Source organism: Pseudoduganella sp. OTU4001 (assembly GCF_038440195.1).
Classification (GTDB): domain Bacteria; phylum Pseudomonadota; class Gammaproteobacteria; order Burkholderiales; family Burkholderiaceae_D; genus Rugamonas.
On the sequence record NZ_JASATG010000031.1, the window covers coordinates 22,920 to 42,573 of the forward strand.

17 protein-coding genes are annotated in these 19,654 nt (G+C 65.7%); 4 read left to right on the forward strand and 13 right to left on the reverse strand.

Features of this window, described 5'->3' with window-relative positions; translation table 11 throughout:
• Nucleotides 1-92: 92 nt before the first annotated feature.
• A complete protein-coding gene (locus AAHE99_RS21570) occupies nucleotides 93-1,157 on the forward strand; it encodes an AraC family transcriptional regulator (RefSeq protein WP_342119415.1) in 1,065 nt (354 codons plus the stop codon).
• Here the strand turns inward: AAHE99_RS21570 and AAHE99_RS21575 are convergent.
• From AAHE99_RS21575 to AAHE99_RS21615, 9 genes are all read right to left on the reverse strand, one after another.
• Nucleotides 1,102-1,746, reverse strand: a complete 645-nt coding sequence (locus tag AAHE99_RS21575; protein ID WP_342119416.1) for a hypothetical protein — start codon at nucleotides 1,744-1,746, stop codon at nucleotides 1,102-1,104. The genes AAHE99_RS21570 and AAHE99_RS21575 overlap by 56 nt on opposite strands.
• 7 nt (nucleotides 1,747-1,753) lie before the next feature.
• Complete coding sequence (locus tag AAHE99_RS21580) at nucleotides 1,754-2,584, reverse strand: alpha/beta fold hydrolase (protein WP_342119417.1); 831 nt, start codon at nucleotides 2,582-2,584, stop codon at nucleotides 1,754-1,756.
• A complete protein-coding gene (locus AAHE99_RS21585; protein WP_342119418.1) occupies nucleotides 2,581-3,750 on the reverse strand; it encodes a zinc-binding dehydrogenase in 1,170 nt (389 codons plus the stop codon). The genes AAHE99_RS21580 and AAHE99_RS21585 overlap by 4 nt, the downstream gene beginning before the upstream one ends.
• Before the next feature lie 9 nt (nucleotides 3,751-3,759).
• The gene (locus tag AAHE99_RS21590) at nucleotides 3,760-5,499 is read right to left on the reverse strand and encodes an aldehyde dehydrogenase family protein (protein ID WP_342119419.1); all 1,740 of its coding nucleotides are present in this window, start codon (nucleotides 5,497-5,499) and stop codon (nucleotides 3,760-3,762) included.
• On the reverse strand, nucleotides 5,496-7,277 hold the full coding sequence (locus AAHE99_RS21595; RefSeq protein WP_342119420.1) for a hypothetical protein: 1,782 nt from the start codon (nucleotides 7,275-7,277) through the stop codon (nucleotides 5,496-5,498). The genes AAHE99_RS21590 and AAHE99_RS21595 overlap by 4 nt, the downstream gene beginning before the upstream one ends.
• On the reverse strand, nucleotides 7,274-7,666 hold the full coding sequence (locus tag AAHE99_RS21600; protein WP_342119421.1) for a hypothetical protein: 393 nt from the start codon (nucleotides 7,664-7,666) through the stop codon (nucleotides 7,274-7,276). Before AAHE99_RS21600 ends, AAHE99_RS21595 begins: the two co-directional genes overlap by 4 nt.
• An 80-nt stretch (nucleotides 7,667-7,746) precedes the next feature.
• Nucleotides 7,747-9,381 (reverse strand): SulP family inorganic anion transporter, encoded by a 1,635-nt coding sequence (locus tag AAHE99_RS21605; RefSeq protein ID WP_342119422.1) that lies wholly within the window; start codon nucleotides 9,379-9,381, stop codon nucleotides 7,747-7,749.
• Nucleotides 9,381-9,950 (reverse strand): TetR/AcrR family transcriptional regulator, encoded by a 570-nt coding sequence (locus tag AAHE99_RS21610; RefSeq protein WP_342119423.1) that lies wholly within the window; start codon nucleotides 9,948-9,950, stop codon nucleotides 9,381-9,383. The genes AAHE99_RS21605 and AAHE99_RS21610 overlap by 1 nt, the downstream gene beginning before the upstream one ends.
• A gap of 113 nt (nucleotides 9,951-10,063) precedes the next feature.
• On the reverse strand, nucleotides 10,064-11,512 hold the full coding sequence (locus AAHE99_RS21615; protein ID WP_342119424.1) for a diguanylate cyclase: 1,449 nt from the start codon (nucleotides 11,510-11,512) through the stop codon (nucleotides 10,064-10,066).
• A gap of 113 nt (nucleotides 11,513-11,625) precedes the next feature.
• Between AAHE99_RS21615 and AAHE99_RS21620 the strand changes: the two genes are divergently transcribed.
• Together AAHE99_RS21620 and ku are read left to right on the forward strand one after the other, a co-directional pair.
• A complete protein-coding gene (locus AAHE99_RS21620) occupies nucleotides 11,626-12,606 on the forward strand; it encodes an SDR family oxidoreductase (RefSeq protein WP_342119425.1) in 981 nt (326 codons plus the stop codon).
• A 1-nt stretch (nucleotide 12,607) separates the two neighbouring features.
• Nucleotides 12,608-13,585 carry a non-homologous end joining protein Ku gene (gene ku, locus AAHE99_RS21625; protein WP_342119426.1) on the forward strand — a complete coding sequence of 326 codons (978 nt, stop codon included), beginning with the start codon at nucleotides 12,608-12,610 and terminating at the stop codon, nucleotides 13,583-13,585.
• Here the strand turns inward: ku and ligD are convergent.
• Nucleotides 13,582-16,014: a DNA ligase D gene (gene ligD, locus AAHE99_RS21630; protein WP_342119427.1), complete on the reverse strand. Its 2,433-nt coding sequence runs from the start codon at nucleotides 16,012-16,014 to the stop codon at nucleotides 13,582-13,584. The genes ku and ligD overlap by 4 nt on opposite strands.
• A gap of 189 nt (nucleotides 16,015-16,203) precedes the next feature.
• Between ligD and AAHE99_RS21635 the strand changes: the two genes are divergently transcribed.
• Nucleotides 16,204-16,548, forward strand: a complete 345-nt coding sequence (locus tag AAHE99_RS21635) for a hypothetical protein (RefSeq protein ID WP_342119428.1) — start codon at nucleotides 16,204-16,206, stop codon at nucleotides 16,546-16,548.
• A gap of 72 nt (nucleotides 16,549-16,620) precedes the next feature.
• Here AAHE99_RS21635 and blaSMB read toward each other — a convergent pair whose 3' ends face one another.
• The 3 genes from blaSMB to AAHE99_RS21650 form a co-directional block, all read right to left on the reverse strand.
• Nucleotides 16,621-17,463 (reverse strand): SMB-1 family subclass B3 metallo-beta-lactamase, encoded by an 843-nt coding sequence (blaSMB, locus tag AAHE99_RS21640; protein WP_342119429.1) that lies wholly within the window; start codon nucleotides 17,461-17,463, stop codon nucleotides 16,621-16,623.
• Nucleotides 17,460-18,080 carry a polyphenol oxidase family protein gene (locus AAHE99_RS21645; protein ID WP_342119430.1) on the reverse strand — a complete coding sequence of 207 codons (621 nt, stop codon included), beginning with the start codon at nucleotides 18,078-18,080 and terminating at the stop codon, nucleotides 17,460-17,462. Before AAHE99_RS21645 ends, blaSMB begins: the two co-directional genes overlap by 4 nt.
• Before the next feature lie 160 nt (nucleotides 18,081-18,240).
• Complete coding sequence (locus tag AAHE99_RS21650) at nucleotides 18,241-19,653, reverse strand: efflux transporter outer membrane subunit (RefSeq protein WP_342119431.1); 1,413 nt, start codon at nucleotides 19,651-19,653, stop codon at nucleotides 18,241-18,243.
• Nucleotide 19,654 lies beyond the last annotated feature (1 nt).

Consider the following 19,654-nt stretch of genomic DNA (forward strand, 5'->3'; position numbering starts at 1 on the left):
GGCACACCGTATGTCATTTGCCGACAACACCCTGTCATTTTCCGACACTGGCCGGATATCATGGCAATCAGCTAGCTACAATTGACTTCGCGATGAAGCCAAACGAGATCTCCGTACCCGCCCGTTATTTCACCCAGCTTTTCGACCATCTCGAAAGCCGGGGCATGCCGTGCCGCGACGTGCTGAGCGCGGCCCAGGTGCGCAGCCTGAACGACCCGCAAACGCGCCTGACGCAAGCCCAGGTCTGCTCCCTGCTATCGGAAGCGACGCGCCTGACGGGCCGCCATGACCTGGGTTTTGAACTGGGCAAGCTGATTAAACTGAATTCGCACGATATCCTCGGTTACGCCTTCATCAGCGCGCCCACGCTGGACCACATCATCCGGCTGGCGTCGCGCTATTACCGGCTGATGAATCCCCTGTTTACGCTGCGCTACCTGCGCCATGCCACCGCAGCGGAACTGCTGTTCCAGCCGGTGGTGACGCTGCCGCCCGAGGTATTCGCCTTCTATTGCGAGATGCTGGCGGTTTCGGTGCACAGCCAGATCATGGCGATCACCCAGGGCCGGCAGCCCCCATACGATGCCTACTTCCCCATCCCCGCGCCCGGCCACCTGGTGCGCTACCGCGAACTGAAAGGCATGCGCCCACATTTCGGCGATATCGCCATGCAGGGCGTGCGCATCGTGATCGATCCATGCATGCTGGACGTGCCGCTGGCGATGGGCGACCTGCGCGCGCTGCGCCAGGCCGAGGAGCGCTGCAAGCAGCTGATGCATTCGTTCAGCGAACAAGGCAACTGGGTGGAGTGGGTGCAGATGATGCTGCGCGGCGCCGAAGACAGCCAGCCGACGCTGGACGAACTGGCGGCGGTACTGAATATTTCATCGCGCACCCTGGACCGCCACCTGGCGCGCCAGGGCATCAGCTTCCGCGAACTGTCGCTCGGCATCCGCAACGAACGCGCCTGCGACCTGCTGGCCGATGCGCGGGTGGCGATCTCGCAGATCGCCTACCGCCTGGGCTACACAGATGTGGCCAATTTCAGCCGCTCTTTCAAGAAACTGAACGGCGTTACGCCCAGCGAGTACCGCGCGCGGCTTACGCCGGGCTACGCGCCCGCCGGATTGCCCGCAGCCAGCCAAATGCCAGCATGATCGCCAGCGCGGCGGCGCCGGCCAGCACGCGCACGTCCGGCGTGATGCTTTCGCCGTCGGTCGGGACCAGGGTCACGTCCAGCGACGCGAATTTGTACGGCATGATTTCCAGGTATTCTGGCTTGCTGATCAACTCCAGGAAGGCGCGCCGGCTTGGGTAGCGCACCAGCAGCACCCGCGACCAGTTTTCCGCAGCGCCGGCATCCATCAGGGCGTTGCTGCCCTGGCCTCGCTGCACCGCGTTGGCGCCGACGGTCAGCTGCAAGCCTTGCGCCAGCGCCATCTTCAGCACCGCTTTTTCGTAAAAGGCATTGGCTTCCGCCGGCGTGCCGGCCGCGAGCTGCACGCCGGGCCATGGCTGCAGGTGCTCGTGCATGCGCATCAGGTTGAGCATGTAGAAGGGCTTGCCGTCGTCGGCGCGGCCCCAGGCGTCCAGGCGCTTCAGGAATTCGCCGCGCATCGGTTCCGGCATGGCATTGCCCTGGCGCAGCGCGCGCATGAAGCCGTCCACCTCGGCGCCGCTCAGGGCCGCGCCGGGCGACTGCCAGCGGCACACCGCGAAGAACAGGGAAAGCAGTAATGCAAACATAAGCAACTCAGGCCGGTAAGTTTTCATTCAGGTTTTCTTTCAATATATCCAACAGCATGGCGTTAATGACGCCGGGCGCTTCCAATTGCATCCAGTGGCCAACGCCTGGCACTTCCAGGTAGCGGAATCCCACCATGCAATAACGTGCGCTGGCCAGCATCTGGCGTCGTGTCAGGAAGCGGTCGCCGTCGCTGTAGATGCCGACCACGGGCATCGTTAACGCGGGGTAGTCGCGCCGCCACAACAGGTGCAGGTTGGCGCGGTAGTAATTGATGGCGGCCGCCAGCCGGCCGGGGCGCGCCAGGCGCTCGATCCAGTGCGGCGCTTCGGCGGCGTGGCCGGCCAGGATGCGGAAGCCCGCCCATCCAGCGGCGCGCAGCAGCCATTCGGCCACGCCGCGCAGCTGGAATACGCCGACGTAGTAGCCCTTGGCTATCTGTGCCAGGCCGCCGCCCGCGTAGGCGCGCGGATGGCCGACCGACATGGCAACCAGGCGCTGCACGCGCTCCGGGTGGGCCATGGCGAGCTGCCAGCCGATCACCGCGCCCCAGTCGTGCGCCACCACCTGCACCGCCGGCAGCGCCAGCGCATCGAGCAAAGCGGTCAGGTCGGCCAGCAGGTGCGGCATGGCATAGTCGCCCACCGCAGGCAGCAATGCGCTGTCACCGCAGCCGCGCAGGTCGGGCGCGATCGCGCGGTAGCCGGCTGCCACCAGCACCGGCACCTGCTTGCGCCAGACATCGTGGCAATCGGGGAAGCCGTGCAGCAGAAGCAGCGGCGGCCCGCTGCCTTCGTCCAGCACGTTCATGGCGATGCCGTTGACGTACATGCACTTCATGCCGCCGCCAGCCCGCCGATACGGCGCGGGTCGATCAGGATCTTGGCGTGGCGCTCAGGGTCACGCAAGGCGTCGAAGGACTCGGCCACGCCGGCCAGTCCCGTTACGCCAGTCACCATTGGGGCGCAATCGACCTTGCCTTCGGCGATCATGTGCAGGGTATCGCGGTATTCCAGCGGTGAATGGCCGAACACGAAGCGCAGTTCGATCTCCTTGTGGATGGCCAGCGCCGGCTCGAAGCGGTCCACCTGCATGCAGACACCCGCCACCACGATGCGCGACATCAGCGGCGCACCGTCGATCAGCTGCTGCAGAACGCCTGGCACGCCGACGCATTCAAACACCACCGGACGCTTGGGGGCGCCCACGCCCAGCCGCTCGACCAGGCGCCATGCGGCATGCCACGGCACCGGCAGCTTGCCCAGCTTTTCACGCGTGCCGAGCGACAGCTCCAGCAATTGCGGCAGGTCGCGGATGAAGGCCTCGCCGGGGCGCGGCGCAAACGGCGAGCCCTCGGCCGGATCGACCAGCACATGGGCGCCGCACTGGCGCGCCTTTTCGCGCCGGCCGGCGGAGAAGTCGCTGGCGACGATAATGCCGACGCCCATCGCCTTCAACAGGCAGATCACCGCCAGGCCGACCGGCCCGCAACCCACCACCACCGCAACGTCCTTGCGCCGGATCTCGCTGCGGCGCACCGCATGCCAGCCCACGGCCATCGGCTCGGTCAGCGCGGCCAGGTCGGCCGGCAGGCCATTCGGCACCGGCACCAGCGCCGATTCCTGCAGCAGCATGCGTTCGGCGTAGCCGCCGGTGGCGCGCGGCGACAGGCCGGCCAGGTGGATCTCCTGGCCCAGGCGCAGCAGGGGCTGCGCCACCACCCGCGTGCCGGGCTTGATCCTGCGCTCGCTGCCAGGGCCGTAATCGAGCACCTCGCAGCACAGCTCGTGGCCGAGCACCACGGGCTCGCTGGCCACAGGCAGCACATGGCCGTAGCCAACCTTGCGGCCCACCGCATGGAGCTCGCCGCAATGGTGGCGCATATGCAGGTCGGAGCCGCAGATGCCGCAGCGCTCCACCGCCAGCAGCGCCTGGCCTGGTTCCGGCACCGGTTCCGGCAGATCCTCGACGCGCAACTGCGCGTCCTGGCAAACCACAGCTTTCATAGTGCCTCCTCAGCCGCGCAAGGCATCAAGGAAGATGCCCGGTAGTTTGAACCACGAAGGCCGGTGCTGGAAGTCCAGCAGGCGGCGGCCAATATGCTGGGCGCGGCGGTTGTTGACGAACCATGGCGGTTTCGGCAGCAGCGTCATGCTGCCGCCCAGCAGGTTGCGCGGGAACGGGCGGAATGGCGCTTCCACCACCGTGCGCTGCGGACGGTCGAACAGCCAAGTGTTATGCACGCTGCCGATGCCGCTTTGCACATCGTCCAGCGTATGGCCCGGAAAGGCGCCCCACGGATTGGATGGCAGCAGGTAGCCCAGGCCGGTCCAGGCGTTGACGGCAATGGTGCCGTAGCGCAGCTCCTGCAGCAAAGCGTCCCAGCGCTCGCCCAGCGCGCGGCGCGTGGCCGGGTGGATGATGATGTTGGCGCCCAGCGTACCGCGCAGCTCCCTATTGGCGTAGTCGATGGCGCGGCGCAGGAAGGCCTCGGCATCGGCGCCGCCGTCCAGCAACTGCTCGCACAGGGTCGGTGCGAACACTTCCTGCAGCTTGGCCGGGTCCTGCTGTCCGGCCGGCGGCAGCGGCAGCACCTGGCGCTCGGCTAGCGCATCGCTGGCGTTGACGGATTCGCCCGGCCCGCGCGCCGTACCCGCGGCCAATGTTGCCTGGCGTGCGGCCGCGCCGGGATAATACGGCTTGCGGTCCGGCGCGGCGGCCAGCTGGCGCCGCACGTCCATGCGCAGGCTGCTGGTGTGCTCCCAGTCCTGCGGCAGGACCAGTACCTGGCATGCGACGCAGTTGAAGCCGGAGTTATGCAGCTTCTGGGTTGCGATGTGCGCGGCCTGGAATTCAATGTCCGCCCTGCTCCAGGGCCCCGGCACCACAATGGTCGGGGACACCGCACCCAACTCGCTGCTGATGGGGCGCGTATTGAGCGGCTGGTTGATCGAGCGGCGCGCCTGGCCCTGCAGGCCCGGCCCGAACACGATGGCATCGTGCGTTTCCTGGCTGCCTGTGATGTGGATGGTATCAACCAGCTTATGCTGGCACAGGTAGGCGCCGGCTGCACCGTCGCCGCGCACGAAGGCGACGAAGGCGCGCTCTTCCAGCGGTGCGAAGATATGCTCCAGCACAGGCAGCAGGTAATCGTTGACCGGGTTGAGTTTGACCAGGCACACCGCTTTTTCGGCATACAGCTTGTGCAAGGCATCCAGCGGCGCGATGCTGGCGATATTGCCGGCGCCTAGCACCAGCCCAAGTTCGCCCTGCGCCCGCTCCGGTTCACGGTAGGCCGCGCCGGTATTCTGCGCCAGGTTGGCGGCGCTGACGCCCGGCTGCATCCAGACTTCCGACGTCACGCCCGACAGCAGCAGGCGGTCGAAGATACTGTGCGGGAAGACGCGTACCGCCAGCTGCCCGCCCGGCAATTCGCGCTTCGGCAGCTGGTCCAGCGCAGGCTGGCCATTGCGCATGATGGCGCGCAGCGATTCCAGCAGGCCATCGCAGGCCGCCAGCAGCGCCCAGGGGCCGGAGGTCCACTCTTCGCCCTCCAGCGGCGATCCTGGCTCGATGCCCTTGGCGGCGCTGGATAGCTTGATCCACTGCGGCGCCACCGGGGCGATACGCTCACGCACTTGCTGCAGCAGTTCGATGCGTTCGCCGATCGCCAGTGCGGCCCAAGGGCCGCGCGAGCGGTGCAGGCGCTGCAGCGCGAAATCCAGTCCAGGGAAAGCGTTGTGGCCGTCGCTCATCGCTTGGCCTCCGCTGCCGCGAGCCGATCCTGCTCGCCGCCAATCGGGTTGATGCAGATGAAGCTGTCCACGCCGTCTTCCATGCCGTAGGCCGGCAGGTTGGAAGTACTGGAGCAGGCCCGCCCATCCTTGGTGAATACCCAGTCGCGCAGTACGGTGACGCGCGTCGGGCTCGGGTAGGCCAGGAAGGTGTCGGTCTTCGGGAAGTAGCGCAGCATGCGGTCCGAATTGTTCGCCGCGATCCATACCTCGCCGGTCTGCTGGTGCACGTTCAGCGCATACGGCACTTCGTGCTCGTTGGCCGCCAGCACCGGTAGTTTGCGCGAGGTGAATTTGGCGGTTTTCGGGTCGAAGGACATCAGGCCGCCATCGTCGAAGGCGGGAATCCAGAGCGTGCCGTCGGCAGCGAAGCGCGGCCGGCGCGGGCCTTTCATCGGCGTGTCGTACTCGGTGATCTCCAGCGTTTTCGGGTCGATGCGGCCGATCTTGCTGGCGTACAGCTTGGCGTACCAGATGCTGCCGTCCACCGGGTTGACGTCGATCCCGTACGGGAACGCCATCACGCTGTGCCCCAGCCACTTGTGGTGCGACAGGCCGAGGTGCAGGTTTTTGCCGGGGAACCAGCTGGCCAGCTTGAGCACCGATGGGAACAGCATATCCGTGACCCAGCGGAAGAAGCCATTGGATGGCAGGCGCATGGTGGTCATCTGCTCGGTGACGGGGTCGAAACGCGTGACCTGGTTGGACGCTACGTTGGTGAACCACAGGATGCCCTGCTTGTCGGCGCGGATGGTGTGCGGATACAGCACGTCGCCCGGCACGTCGTACATCTTGAACTGCTTGGTCTCCGGATGGAAGGACAGCAGCTTGCCCGACAGGGCCGCGGTGATCCAGATGCGGCCATCGCGCGTCTGGGCCGTGCTGTGCGGGCCGTGCTTGCCGGTGAAGATGCCGATCGGCAGCTGCATGCCGGCGAACTTGCCGCCAGCCGGCAGGTCGATCTCCGGCAGCGGATATCTTTCAATCTTGTGGGTTTTGCGGTCCAGCACCCAGATGATGTCGTGGCCCTCGTCGGTGCCATACAGCTTGTCGTCCTCGCCGACATCGGCGTCGTGGATGAAGGACATGGCGTCGCCCACCAGCCACTGCTCCACTTTGCCGCGCGCCAGTTCGGCCGATGCAGCCTGCTTGTGGATGGCGTCGACCGGCTTGCCGTCAAATCCTTTCGCCAGTACGCCGCTGATGGTCTTCACCTCCCGCCCGCTCAGCATGCCCAGGTAGCCTTCCATGCGCTGGATGGTCGCTTCCCAGGCGCTTTGCGGACGCGCCGAACGCGTCAGCGCGTTACCCACCTGGTGGCAGTACATGCACTGGCTGACGAAAGGCTTGCGGTCCTCGCCGCTGGCCCACGGCAGGCGCGCATTGTGGGCCGATGCAGGCAGCGCATCCGACGCATCGGCAGCGCTGGCGTGCGGTTTCATCGCCAGGTCGGTGTGGCGGGCCGCGTTGCGGTCCACGCCGAATTCCGCCAGGCTGTCGGCCAGGCCGGCAATGCGCGAGCGCAGTTTCAGCTTGCCGCCGAAATCGGTGACAATGGCATAGCTGCCATCGTCCGCCGTATAAACAGACTCCTTGCGCAGGCCGTCTTCGCTCCACACGGTGACGGTGGCGCCGCCAATCGGCGCGGCATACGGGCCCGTGACCTGGCCGGTCAGGATGGCCGCCTGGGCGGCGCCGCCGAACAGTGCGGCAATAGCGATCAATGGCAGCTTTTTCATGCGCGCGCTCCTTTCAGCCAGCCTGGCAGCACAGCGCTGAAATGCATGCTGGCCAGCGCGAACAGCGACAGGACGCCCATCAGCGGTCCGCCCAGCAGCAGGTTGGCGCCCAGCATGGCGGCGGAAATGGTGAGTTTAGGCAGGTGCAGGGCGTCGCCCAGCCACAGGTCGAGGATCAGGATGACGGCGGTCAGCTGGTTCAGCACCAGCATGCCTTTGAACCATTTCAGGCCGCATCCGCGCCACAGCAGGACGGCGGCCGCCAGCAGCGGCAAGGCAGGCAGGTAATAGGCATAAGCATCGAGCGCCAGCCAGGCCATGATGGCCGCGCTGGCGCCGAACAGCAGTGAAAAGACTGTCGCTTGCAGCGGCCGGGCGGGTAAAGCCATGAGGAGTCTCCTTGTTATGGGTTACAAGGATTTTCTCCGGCTGGCCTGGCGCGAACTTGTCATTTCACGCCAAGCTACAATCATTCCCCGACAAGCTTGTCGCAGGCGATGGCGGTACTGAGGTGGATCTGGCCATTCAGCCTGGCCGGCAAATCGGAATCGCGCAGGCGGTCCATGACCGGACCTTTGACTTCGGCCAGGTGCAGGCCGATGCCGCGCCGCGCCAGGCTGGCATTCAGTTCGCCCAGTGCGAACAAGGCGGTGGTGTCGATCGAACTGACGGCCGACATGACCAGCACCAGGTTGCGCGCCGTGGGATGGCTGCGCAACTCGTCTTCAATACGCTGCTGCACCGCCTCCACATTACCGAAGAACAGGTTGGCGTCGATGCGCAGCACCAGCAGTTCGGGACGCGTTTCGGCCGGATAGCGCTCGATATTGCGGAAATGCTCGCTGCCGGCAATGCGGCCCAGCACCGCGATGTGCGGCCGGCTGGCGCGCCAGATCAGGGTGCCCATGGACAGCGCCACCCCCACCAGCACGCCCGCTTCCACCCCCAGCGCCACTACGCCGGCGCCGGTCACGAACCAGGCCAGCGCGTCGCCGCGGTCGTAGCGCCATGCGGTGCGCAGCGTATCGAGTTCCAGCATGCCGAGCACGGCGACGATGATGGTGGCCGCCAGCACCGGCATCGGCAGCAATGCCAGCCAGCCGGTCGGCGCCACCAGCGCCATCGCCAGCAGGCCGGCGGTGATGATGCTGGCCAGCGGCGTTTGCGCGCCGGCCGCGAAATTGACGGCGGAGCGCGACATGCTGCCGGTGACCGGGAAGGCGCCCGACACCATGCTGGCCACGTTGGCCGCACCCAGGCCGATCAACTCGCGGTTGCTGGCCAGTTTTTCGTTGCGCTTCAAGGCCAGCGACTGCGCCGCCGACATGCTGATCAGGAAGATCACAAAGCCCACCAGCATGCCCGGCTGGAGCAGTTGCTGCCAGTGGCCGTGCGACATGGCGAGGTTCAGTTGCGGCAGGCCGCTCGGCACCTGGCCGGTGGTTTTCACGCCCATGGTTTCCAGCCCCAGCACCTGCACCAGCAGCAGGCCAAGCAGCACCACCAGCATCGGCGCCAGGCGCGCGCCCATATCGGCTGCGCCAGGACGCATGCCGCAGGCGCGCAGCAGCGGCGCCAGGTGGCTGCGCGACAGCACCAGCAACAGCACGGCGCCCAGGCCCAGCGCGGCGCTCGGGCCGTGCCAGTGCGGCAGGTCGGCCCCCAGCAAGGGCTTCAACTGGCCATATGCAATGACCAGCGCCGAACCGACCGTGAAGCCGCTCATCACAGGACGCGAGAAGAAGTTAGCGAGAAAACCGAGGCGCAGCACGCCGCACAGCAGCAGCACGGCGCCCGACACCAGCGCCAGTTGCGCCGCCAGCACCGTGTACAGGCCGGAACCGGCAGGCGCCATCTGGCTCACCACGGCGCCGGTCATCAGCGACACGATCGCCATCGGCCCAACCGATTGCGTCATGCTGGTGCCGAACAGCGCGTAAACAATCGGCGGCAGGATGCTGGCGTAAATGCCGGTCACCGGCGGCAAGCCGGCCACCAGCGCATAGGCCATGCCTTGCGGGATCATCATCATCGCCACCACGATGCCCGCACTGATATCGCCCGGCAGCAGCGCGCGCCGGTAACTCCGCAGCCAGGCCAGCATCAGCCGCCCTGCTCCAGCGTGGCCAGCACCGCAGCCAGGATCTCGTCGGATTGCTTGGGGTCGGCCACCGAGCGCGCCAGCACCAGGCCGCCGACCAGCGCGGCATAGGTGGTGATGGCGTCGCGGCGCTGCTGGTCCGGCGCGCCGGGCAGCGCTTCCGCCAGCGCGGCAATCTGGGACTGGAAGCTGTCGGCCATGGCCTGGCGCACCTCGGGACCAACGCGCGACACATCAGGGCCGAGCGAGGCCAGGGCGCAGCCACTGCCCGGATTGTCGCGATGCTTGGCGGTCAGGTACATCTGCGCCAGCGCGGCGCGCGGGTTGGCGGGATGCTCGGCCAGCTTTTCGCGCCAGCGTTGGGCGGAAGTTTCCATGGCCTTGGCGAAGGCTTCCGCCAGCAAATCTTCCTTGGAGGCGAAATGGCCGTAAAAGCCGCCGTGCGTCAGGCCGGCGCTTTTCATCAGGTCGGCCACGCCGATGCCGTCGTAGCCCTTTTCACGAAACAGGCGGGATGCCGTTTCAACGATGCGCTCGCGGTTCTGGGCCGCTTGCTCCCTGCTAACACGCATGATTTTCTCCTTGATTATTTTTATTATGGATGTAATATATCACACGTGGATGACGATCATCATCTATAAATCGTGCTTTCGATGGCGGTCCATCACCATGGCCGCCATCCTTTTTAGCGCGCCATGGCCAGTTCGACGCAATTGCGCCCTGCCCGTTTGGCCCGGTGCAGAGCGGCCTCCAGCCGCGTCACCAGTTCGCTCGCGCCTTCGTCGGGCGCCAGCTGGGCCACACTGAAACTGGCGGTGACCGTATCGGCGCCCGGCAATTCCGTGGCGGCGATGGTTTCGCGCAGCACTTCGGCCAGTTTGAAGGCGTCGATCGCCACGGTATGGGTAGCCACCACCATGAATTGCTCGCCGCGCATGCGCGCCAGCGTATCGGAGCTGCGCAGGCGGGACTGGACCGTGCTGGCGATGGTCGCCAGCGCACGGTCGCCGGTGGTATAGCCGTACAGCTCATTGATGGTACGGAAGCTGTCGATATCGAAGGCCACTACCGCCAGCGGCAGGCCATAACGGCGCGCACGCCGGATCTCGCCATCCAGCACCTGTTCTCCCTGGCGCCGGTTGGTCACGCCGGTCAGGCCGTCGAACGGCGTGACCTGGGTCAGTTGCAGGCCCAGCGCATCGTTCTGCTGCCGCAATTCGCTCATCACCATGCCGAAACTGATCAACTGCGCGGCCGAACCAAAACAGGTGAAATGTTCGCGGCTCATTACCAGCGGACGGTCGAACAGCATGCTGACGGCGCCCAGCAGCGGCCCGCCAGGCTCGCCGCGCAGCGGCATGGCCAGCATCATATGCACGCCCTGCTCTTCCAGCAGCGCGGCAAACTCGGGATCGCCGGCTTTGGATGGCGCATCAATCAGCACCAGCTCACCGCGCAGCGCCGGCGCATCGAGCAGGTCGTGGCGGCCCGCCAGCACGTCGTGCATATCGAGATCGATGCGCGCATCCTGTCCCACCAGGTGCAGCATGCCATCGCTGCCTGCGCGCAGCAAGGCGGCGTGGCAGATGCCGGGATAGCTGCACAGCGCATTGCAGACGCGCGCGCCCATGCCCTCCAGCTCTTCGGCGCCGTACAGGGCGCGCTGCAGGCTGCGCTGGATGGCCAGCAGATCGTTCAATTCCGCTTCGCGGTCCAGCAAATGCTGCTGGGCCGAAGCCAGCGTGTCGGCCGCGGGCGCCATCAGCGCGGCGACGGCGTCGCGCAGCTCGGGCGCTTGGACTGGCGTAACCAGGTAGGACAGCGGCCCCTGGGCCGTCAGCTCGGCCATGGTGGCGGAACGGGTATAGGGGCACAGCACCAGCACCGGCGCACCAACCCGGCTGCGCACCAGCGCCGCCAGCTCATTCCCGGCCGGCATGGAGGCGCCATTCAGGTCGATGACCAGTAGTGAAATCTTGTTTTGTGAAAGCGCGTGGCGCGCGCTCGCGATGCTGTCCGCGGTCAGCAAACGGTCGAACGATTCGCCACAGGCAGCCAGGAACTCCTGGCGCCGGGCAGCATCGGGATGGAGGAATAGGCCGGTACGGTGACGACGGCCAGCAGCATTAGCCATGCGGTCAAGTGTGCCACAAGTTCAATCCATACAACATCCCTTTTATGTGAGGAAGCGCACGGTTAGCAACGCTGCTGCGGCAAATACTGGTCTTCCGAACACAGGAGGTCGTCATGGACATTTCGCAACGGACCAGCGCCGGCAACCAGCAGCGGGAAATTCAGCAGGAGCAGGACCAGCGCGATGCCCAAAGGCCCAAAGGCGGCGAGCAAAAGACGCCCGCGCAGGCCGGGCACCAGGATTATCCCGCGCCGCCGCTGCCCGGCCAGCACCTGGACAAGCCAGGCCTGGAACACGAAATGCAATTGAAGCCGCAGTTCATGGCGCCCGACTATTGCGGAAGCGGCAAACTTGCCGGGATGGCAGCAGTGATTACGGGCGGAGATTCGGGCATCGGTCGCGCCGTGGCGGTACTGTATGCGCGCGAAGGCGCCGATGTGGCGCTGATCCACTTGCCGGACGAGCAGCAGGATGCTGGCGAGACCAAGAAATACGTTGAAGCCGAGGGCCAGCGCTGCATCCTGATCCCCGGCGATGTGCGCGAGCCGGCCTTCTGCCGCCATGCCGTTGAGGAGGTGCTGCAAGCCCTCGGCCGGGTCGACATCCTGGTCAATAATGCGGCGTTCCAGGAACATGCGGACAAGCTGGAAGACCTGTCCGAGGAGCGCTTCGACCTGACCATGAAGACCAATATCTATGGTTACTTCCACATGGCGAAGGCGGTGCTGCCGCACCTGAAACGCGGCAGTTCCATCATCAATACCGGTTCGGTCGTCGGCTTGCGCGGGTCGAAGCACTTGCTGGACTACTCCACCACCAAGGGCGCGATCCACGCATTCACGATGTCGCTGGCTTCCAACCTGCTGGAGAAAGGCATCCGCGTCAACGCGGTGGCGCCCGGGCCGGTGTGGACGCCGCTCAATCCTGCCGACCAGTCGCCCGACAAGATCAAGGAGTTCGGCTCCCAGACCGATATGCATCGTCCCGCCCAGCCGGAGGAGATCTCGCCGGCCTTCGTGTTCCTGGCAGCGCCCTGCTGCTCCAGCTACATCAGCGGTATTGTGCTGCCGATTACGGGCAGTGTTGGAGAGTGATATGGCACGCGCATTGTGGAAAGGCGCCATCAGTTTTGGACTGGTCCACATCCCGGTGGAGCTGCACAAGGCAGTCGAGTCGCACGACCTGGACCTGACCATGCTGGACAAGCGCGATTTCTCGCCGATCGGCTTCAAGCGCTACAACAAGGCCAGCGGCAAGGAGGTCACGTGGGACAATATCGTCAAGGGCTATGAATACGCGGATGGCGAGTACGTGGTGCTGAGCGATGAGGACCTGCGGCTGGCCAACCCGAAGGCGACGCAGACCATCGATATCATGGCCTTTGTCGACGCCGATTCTGTGCCGCTGACTTTCTATGAAACGCCCTACTATCTTTCGCCCGGGCGCGGCGGCGACAAGGTGTACGCCCTGCTGCGCGAGACACTGCGCAAGGCAGGCCGCATCGCCGTTGCGACGGTCGTGATCCGCACGCGCCAGCACCTGTGCGCGCTGGTGGCGGTGGGCGATGGCATCATCATGAATACCTTGCGCTATGCGACGGAAATCCGCAGCCCCGAAGAACTCAAGCTGCCGGGTGATGCCGGCATCACCGACAAGGAACTGAAGATGGCCCTGTCGCTGGTGGACGATATGAGCGAAAAGTGGAATCCCAAGGAATACCACGACACCTATCGCGAAGACGTACTCAAACTGGTCGAGAAAAAGGTGGCGGCGGGACAGACCCATACCATCACAGCGCCTTCCGACGAAGCGCCCGTGCCAAAGGCCAGCAATGTGGTCGACCTGGTGGCGCTGCTCAAGCAAAGCCTTGGTTCGCGTGGGCGCAGCGACGCGACAGAGGAGGACGAGGAACCCGCTCCGCGCGCGCGGCGCAGCACTGCCGCTGGCGCCAGCAAGTCGCGCAGCGCGACCAAATCAGGCACCGCAGCTGCCAAACGCACTAGCGCCGCGAAGTCCGCCAAAGCAGCATCGAAACCCGCCAAAGCCGCGACCGCGCGCCGCAAAGCCGCCTAGACTGAGCCGATCGCCTTCATGGCTGGCGCCAGCCCAACGGCGGCCTTCGCATAATCCGCCCAGGGCGCGTTGCCGACATCCAGCCGCGTATGCGCGGTGGACACCGTCCAATGGTCGCCGCCGCGCAAGGCGGCCAGCTCCTCCCATCCTACCGGCACCGAGATCCCCAGCCCCGGCCGTGCACGCGCCGACCATGCCGACACGGTCGTCGCGCCGCGCCCATTGCGCAGGTAATCGATGAAGATCTTGCCGACCCGGTTGCGCGGCCCGCTCTTGAAGGCAAAGCGCTCCGGCAAGGTCGCAGCCATATGCTCCACCACCTGCTTGCTGAACGCCTTCACCGTATCCCAGTCGTAGTACGGCTTGATCGGCACCACCACGTGCAGGCCCTTGCCGCCGCTAGTCTTGAGGAAGCAAGGCAAGCCCAATTCCTCCAGGAAGGCGTGCATCAGCTGCGCGGCCTCCTGCATCTGCGCCCATTCGACGCCGCTGCCGGGGTCCAGGTCGAACAGAATGCGGTTGGGCTTTTCGTAGGTGCGGCCGAAGGCATTCTGCGTGTGGAATTCGATCACATTGAATTGGGCCGCGGAGAGCAAGGCCTGCGTCGTGCCCACTTCCAGCATGGGTGGATGGTCCGGATCCAGCTCGCGCGGGAACTCCTTCAAGCCGCGCAGCTTACTGACGTCTGCGTGCTTCTGGAAGAACAGCTCGGATCCGACGCCGTCCGGCGCGCGCAGCAAGGCGATGGGGCGGCCGCGCGTGTGCTCTAGCATGAGCTCCGCCACCAGTGCGTAGTAGCGCACCACATCGATTTTTTTAATGCCGCTGGCCGGGTCGACCAGGCGGTCGGGATTGGTCACTTTAAGTGAGGCGGGAAGTTTGCTTTGCACTGTCTCCTCCTCCAGGTGTGCCGGTTCCTCGCGGCGGATTTCGCCGGCCTGTTTGTCCTTGCGCAGGCCCTGGAATACGGCGTGCCGCACGGAGCCGCCGTGCGTCCATTCGCCGAAGCTGACTTCCGCCACCAGCTGCGGCTTGACCCAGTGCGCCTTGCGGGCGATGGCCTTGCTGGCGGCAAAGGGATTATCGTCTGACTTGAGGCGCTTCAGCTTATCAGCAAGTTCGCGCAGGGTCTTGTCGTTGAAGCCGGTGCCGACGTTGCCGGCGTAATGCAGCTCGCCATCCTTGCCATAGACGCCCAGCAGCAGCGAGCCGATGCCGGTGCGGCTGCCTTGCGGGTCGGTATAGCCGCCGATCACAAACTCCTGCCGCTGCGCGCATTTGAGTTTGATCCAGTCGCGTGAGCGGCGTTCGGTGTAGGTGGAGTCGCGGCGCTTGCCGATGACACCTTCAAGGCCCATCTTGCAGGCGGCGGCCAGCACTTCTTCCGGCGGAGCCTCGAGGATCGCGCTCAGGCGCACCGTTTCGCCCTTCACTCGCGCCAGTGCGCCTTCCAGCCTGGCGCGGCGCTCGATAAGGGGCAGTCCGCGCAAGTCCTCGCCGTCCAGGTAGGGGGCGTCGAACAGGAAGTAGACAATGTCCTTGGTGCGCTTGCCGTCGAAGGCTTGCTGCAGCAGGCCGAAATCGGGGCGGCCTTGCTCGTTGTGGACGACGATTTCGCCGTCGTACCAGCCGTCGGGAAGCTTGGCTTTCGCCAGCGCTGCTTGCAGGGGTTCGAGCTTGTGGGTCCAGTCGTTGCCGTTGCGGGTTTGCAGGCGGATATCCTTGCCTTCGATGCGGGCCAGCAGGCGGTAGCCGTCGTATTTGATCTCGAACAGCCAGTCTTCGGGCGTGGCGGGGGGACCGTCGACCAGCGTGGCCAGTTCGGGCTCGATCGATGCCGGCAGCGGCGCTGCGGCGGGGGCCGGCGCTGGCCGGGCGGGCGTGCCAAGCTGCTTGACGCTGTCGGGCATCTCGTCGACCACGCTGAATTCGGCGGCCGGGCGCACGTATTGGTCCTTTTCCTTGATCAGCAGCCAGGGTTCCTTGTCTTCGCCTTTGCCGCGCATGCGCACCAGCGCCCAGCGGCCGTGCATCTTGTGGCCATGCAGCAGGAACACCATCTTGCCTGCGCGGTAGCCCTTGCGCGGGTCTTCCAGCGGCTCCCAGGTGCCGCGATCCCAGATGATCACCTTGCCCGCGCCATACTGCTTCTCCGGGATGGTGCCTTCGAAATCATTGTAGGAAATGGGATGGTCTTCGACATGCACGGCCATGCGCTTGTCGTGCGTGTCGTAACTGGGGCCTTTGGGAACCGCCCAGCTCTTCATGGTGCCGTCGAGTTCAAGACGGAAATCGTAATGCAGGCGCCGCGCCCAATGCTTTTGGATGACAAAGGCCAGCCGCCCCTGTGCCGGCTGGCCGCCCTCCTCGGGCTCGGGCGTAATGCTGAAATTCCGCTTCGCCTTATAAACCTTTAGCGCGTCCTTCATGCCGCCAATGTACGGGCAGCGCCGGACGGCGACGGTTAGGCAGCGCACTTTGTAAGCAGTTTTGCCAGATGTAAGGAGTTGTAATACCCGTCAACTAGCCCGGCAGCGGCGCCGTTTTTGGCTCAGTGACACGGCAATAGTGCACGACACGCGAAACGATTTATACGATTTTTACCAAGGAGCCTGACCATGAAAAAGACCATCGCCACCCTGATCGCCGGCCTGTTCGTAACCGCTGCTTTCGCCCAGGCTCCGGCCCCTGCCGCCAAGCCAGCCGCTTCGGCCTCGCACGCCGCTAGCGCGGCTTCGGCTGCTTCCGCTGCATCGGCTGCTTCCGCGGCTTCCGCCGCCTCGGCAGCATCGGCCGCCAAGCCAGCGACTCCTGCGACCCCCGCCACTCCAGCCACCCCGGCTGACAAAGCCGGCAAAGCCACTCCGGCGACGCCTGCCACGCCTGCCACGCCTGCCACTCCCGCCACGCCAGCCGCTTCGGCCAAGCACGCCGGCTACGACGTGAAGAAGTCCACCAAGTAAGCTTTGCCCTGCCGGCACCGCGCCGCCTGCCTGCCGCCTCCAAAACGGCATGCAGTGCGGGCGGCCGGCGCCTTAGCGCTTTTCGCTTGCCAAGCGGGTTTCCAGGCGTTTCAAGCCAGCCGCAGCGATGGCGCCGCAACCCTTGGCATCAACGTAAGCCGCACTTCCCTCCTTCGCCGCACGCTGCTGGCGTCCCCACATATCATTCACTTCCGGATGCGCGGCGATCGCGATATCGCAAGCCATCTTCTGCACGGCGGCAATGCTGCCCCGCAGCTGCGCCACGATCTCCGGATGGTCGGTGAAGCGATAGCTGTCCGCCGACACCGCCGTCAGGCTATCCACGAACACCACCGTCTTGCACTGCGCGCCCTCGCACGATTGCCAGCTCCAGGTGGTGCCACCTGCGGTATGGCCCGGCGTGCTATGTGCGGTCACCGCCAGCGGGCCGGCCTTCACCACCTCGCCGTCGCTGACCGCGTTGACCTTGGCCGAACCGGGGAAGTTCGACAGCGAGCCGAATTGCGGGTCCACCTTTGGCGACACGCCGGTACGCAGCGTCTCCACATTGTCCTTCCCGCCCAGCACCGTGGCGCCGGTCATCTTCTGCAGCGCCGACAAGCCGCCTGCATGGTCTTCGTGCGAGTGCGAGCTGAGGATGAACTTGACGTCTTCCAGCTTATAGCCCAGCGTGCGGATATTGGCTGCGACCACCTGCGCGCCCTTGGCGGTTGTGCCATCCACCAGAATGTGGCCCTGCGGCGACGTGACCAGCACGGCGCTGATGCCGGCAGTACCGACGTAGTGCGTATTGCCGTAAATCGTAAACGGCTGCTGCGGCGCGCTCCAGTCACGGTCCTGCGCGTTGGCGACGGTCGCGAAAGCGGCCAGGATAAGGGATGCGATGACCTTCATTTTTCTCCTTTGGGGGTGATGTACAGGCCGGAGTGCATTTGCGACCCACGGTCGCCACGCCGGTAGCTGCGGTAAATTGGTTCGCCGTCGGCACCGCGCTTGCAGCAGGTGCAGCCGCCGACGTGTTCGATTTCCTGCACGCCTGCCGCGCGCAGCTGCTGCTCGGCGATGGCGCGCAGGTCGAGGTGGCGATAAGACGGCACTGCGGACGGGCCAAAGCGGCGCGCAAAGTCGTTAGCCATTTCTTCGCTGACTTCATAGCATTCGGCGCAGATCGTCGGGCCTACCGCTGCCACAACGGCTGAGCTCGTGTCCACCAAAGAGCCTGACCCCAGGGTTGACACGAGCTGGGCTATGGCGGTGGGGATGATGCCGTCGTAGAGGCCGCGCCAGCCGGCGTGGATGGCGGCGATCTGGCTGGCGTCGCGGCGGGCCAGCAATAGCGGGACGCAGTCGGCGGTGATGATGCTGACCGGGATGCCGGGGACGCTGGTGCTGAAACCGTCGGCGTCGCCGACTTCCTGCTGGGGCGCGGTGATGGCTTCGACGCGGGTGCCGTGCACCTGGCGCTTCATCGGGCGCTGCTCCCAGACCGGGGCCAACGCGACGGGAATCAACGACTCTGCACTGCCGAAGCCGTGCACGAGGCCGGGGATGCTGCCCAACAACTGGGATGTGACCATGTTATCCTTTGTGTGACATTTGTCGCAAGCATAGCGAAAAAAGACGGCGCCTGCAAGTGCAGTGCGCCGTCAAGGGCTTACCAGTGATGACGGATTAGTTCCAGTCGCCGCCCAGGGAGCGGATCAGCGCAACGGTGGTCACGGCGCGGTCGCCGCGCAGTTGCACGGCGTTGCGTTCCACCGCGGCCAGGTTGCGCTGCGCGTCCAGCAGGTCGAGGTAGCTGGAGCGGCCGGCGTCGTACAGCTTCTGCGCCAGGTCGGCCGAGCGGCGGGCCGAGACCAAGGCGTCGTCGATCTGGGCGGTCTGGCCGCCGAGGATGCGCAGGCCGGCCAGGTTGTCTTCCACTTCGGCGAAGGCGCTCAGCACGGTCTGGCGGTAGCCGGCGACCGATTCTTCCAGCGCGGCATCGCTGCGCGTGACGTTGGCGCTATTGCGGCCGCCGTCGATCAAGGGCATCGACAGCAAGGCGCCCAGCACCCAGGAGCGGCTGCTCCACTTGAACACGTCGCTGAAGTGGCCGGCCGCACCGCCGCCGCTGGCGGTGATGTTCAGCGCCGGGAACATGGCGGAACGCGCAACGCCGATGCGGGCGTTGGAGGCTTCCATCGCCTTCTGCGCAGAGGCGATGTCGGGGCGGCGCTCCAGCAGCGAGGACGGCAGGCCGGCCGGGATCGCAGGCAGCAGGGACGAATCCAGCAGCGGGCTGTTGCCCGCCGTGTAGGCTGCTGCCGGCTTGCCCAGCAAAACGGCCAGCGCGTGCTCGGTGGTGGCGCGGCGGCGCTGCAGGCCGATGGCTTCAGCGCGGGTGGTTGCCAGCTCGGTCTTGGCGCGCGAGAGATCGAATTCGCCAATGTCGCCCAGGTCGAAACGACGCTGGGTAACCTTGACACTCTCTTCGCGCAAACGGACCGTCTGCTCCACAGTCGCCAATTCGGCGTCCGTGGCGCGCAGGCGGAAATAGGTCTGGGCGACGTCGGCTTGCAGCGACAGCAGGACGGAGCGGTAATTCGCTTCCACCTGTGCCGCGTCGCCGCGCGCTGCCGAGACATTGCTCGATACGCGGCCGAACAGGTCCACCTCATAACTCGCGCTCAGCGAGGCGTTATAGGCGGTCTGGATCGGCTGTTCGACGCCAGCGCGGGAGCGCTGGGCGCCGATGCCCACGCCGACTTGCGGAATGCGGTCCGCTTCGGCGATGCCGGCGATGGCGCGTGCCTGCTTGACGCGGGCGGCCGCCACGGCCAGGTTGGCGTTGTTACGGGTGGCCTCGGCGATCAGCTCATTCAAGGCCGAATCGTTGAAGGCCAGCCACCATTCGCCGCGCGGCTGGCGCTCGGCAGGCTGCGCCTGCTTCCAGCGCGTGCCGTCCGGCGCCGTCACCACCTGCCCTTCCTTGAAGGCGACCGGGGTGTCGACTTGTGGTTGCTTGAATTCAGGTGCGGCGCACGCGGTCAGCAGCAGTGCTGCCAGCAAAGGCGCCACGCCTTTCGCAATCATGCTTTTCATA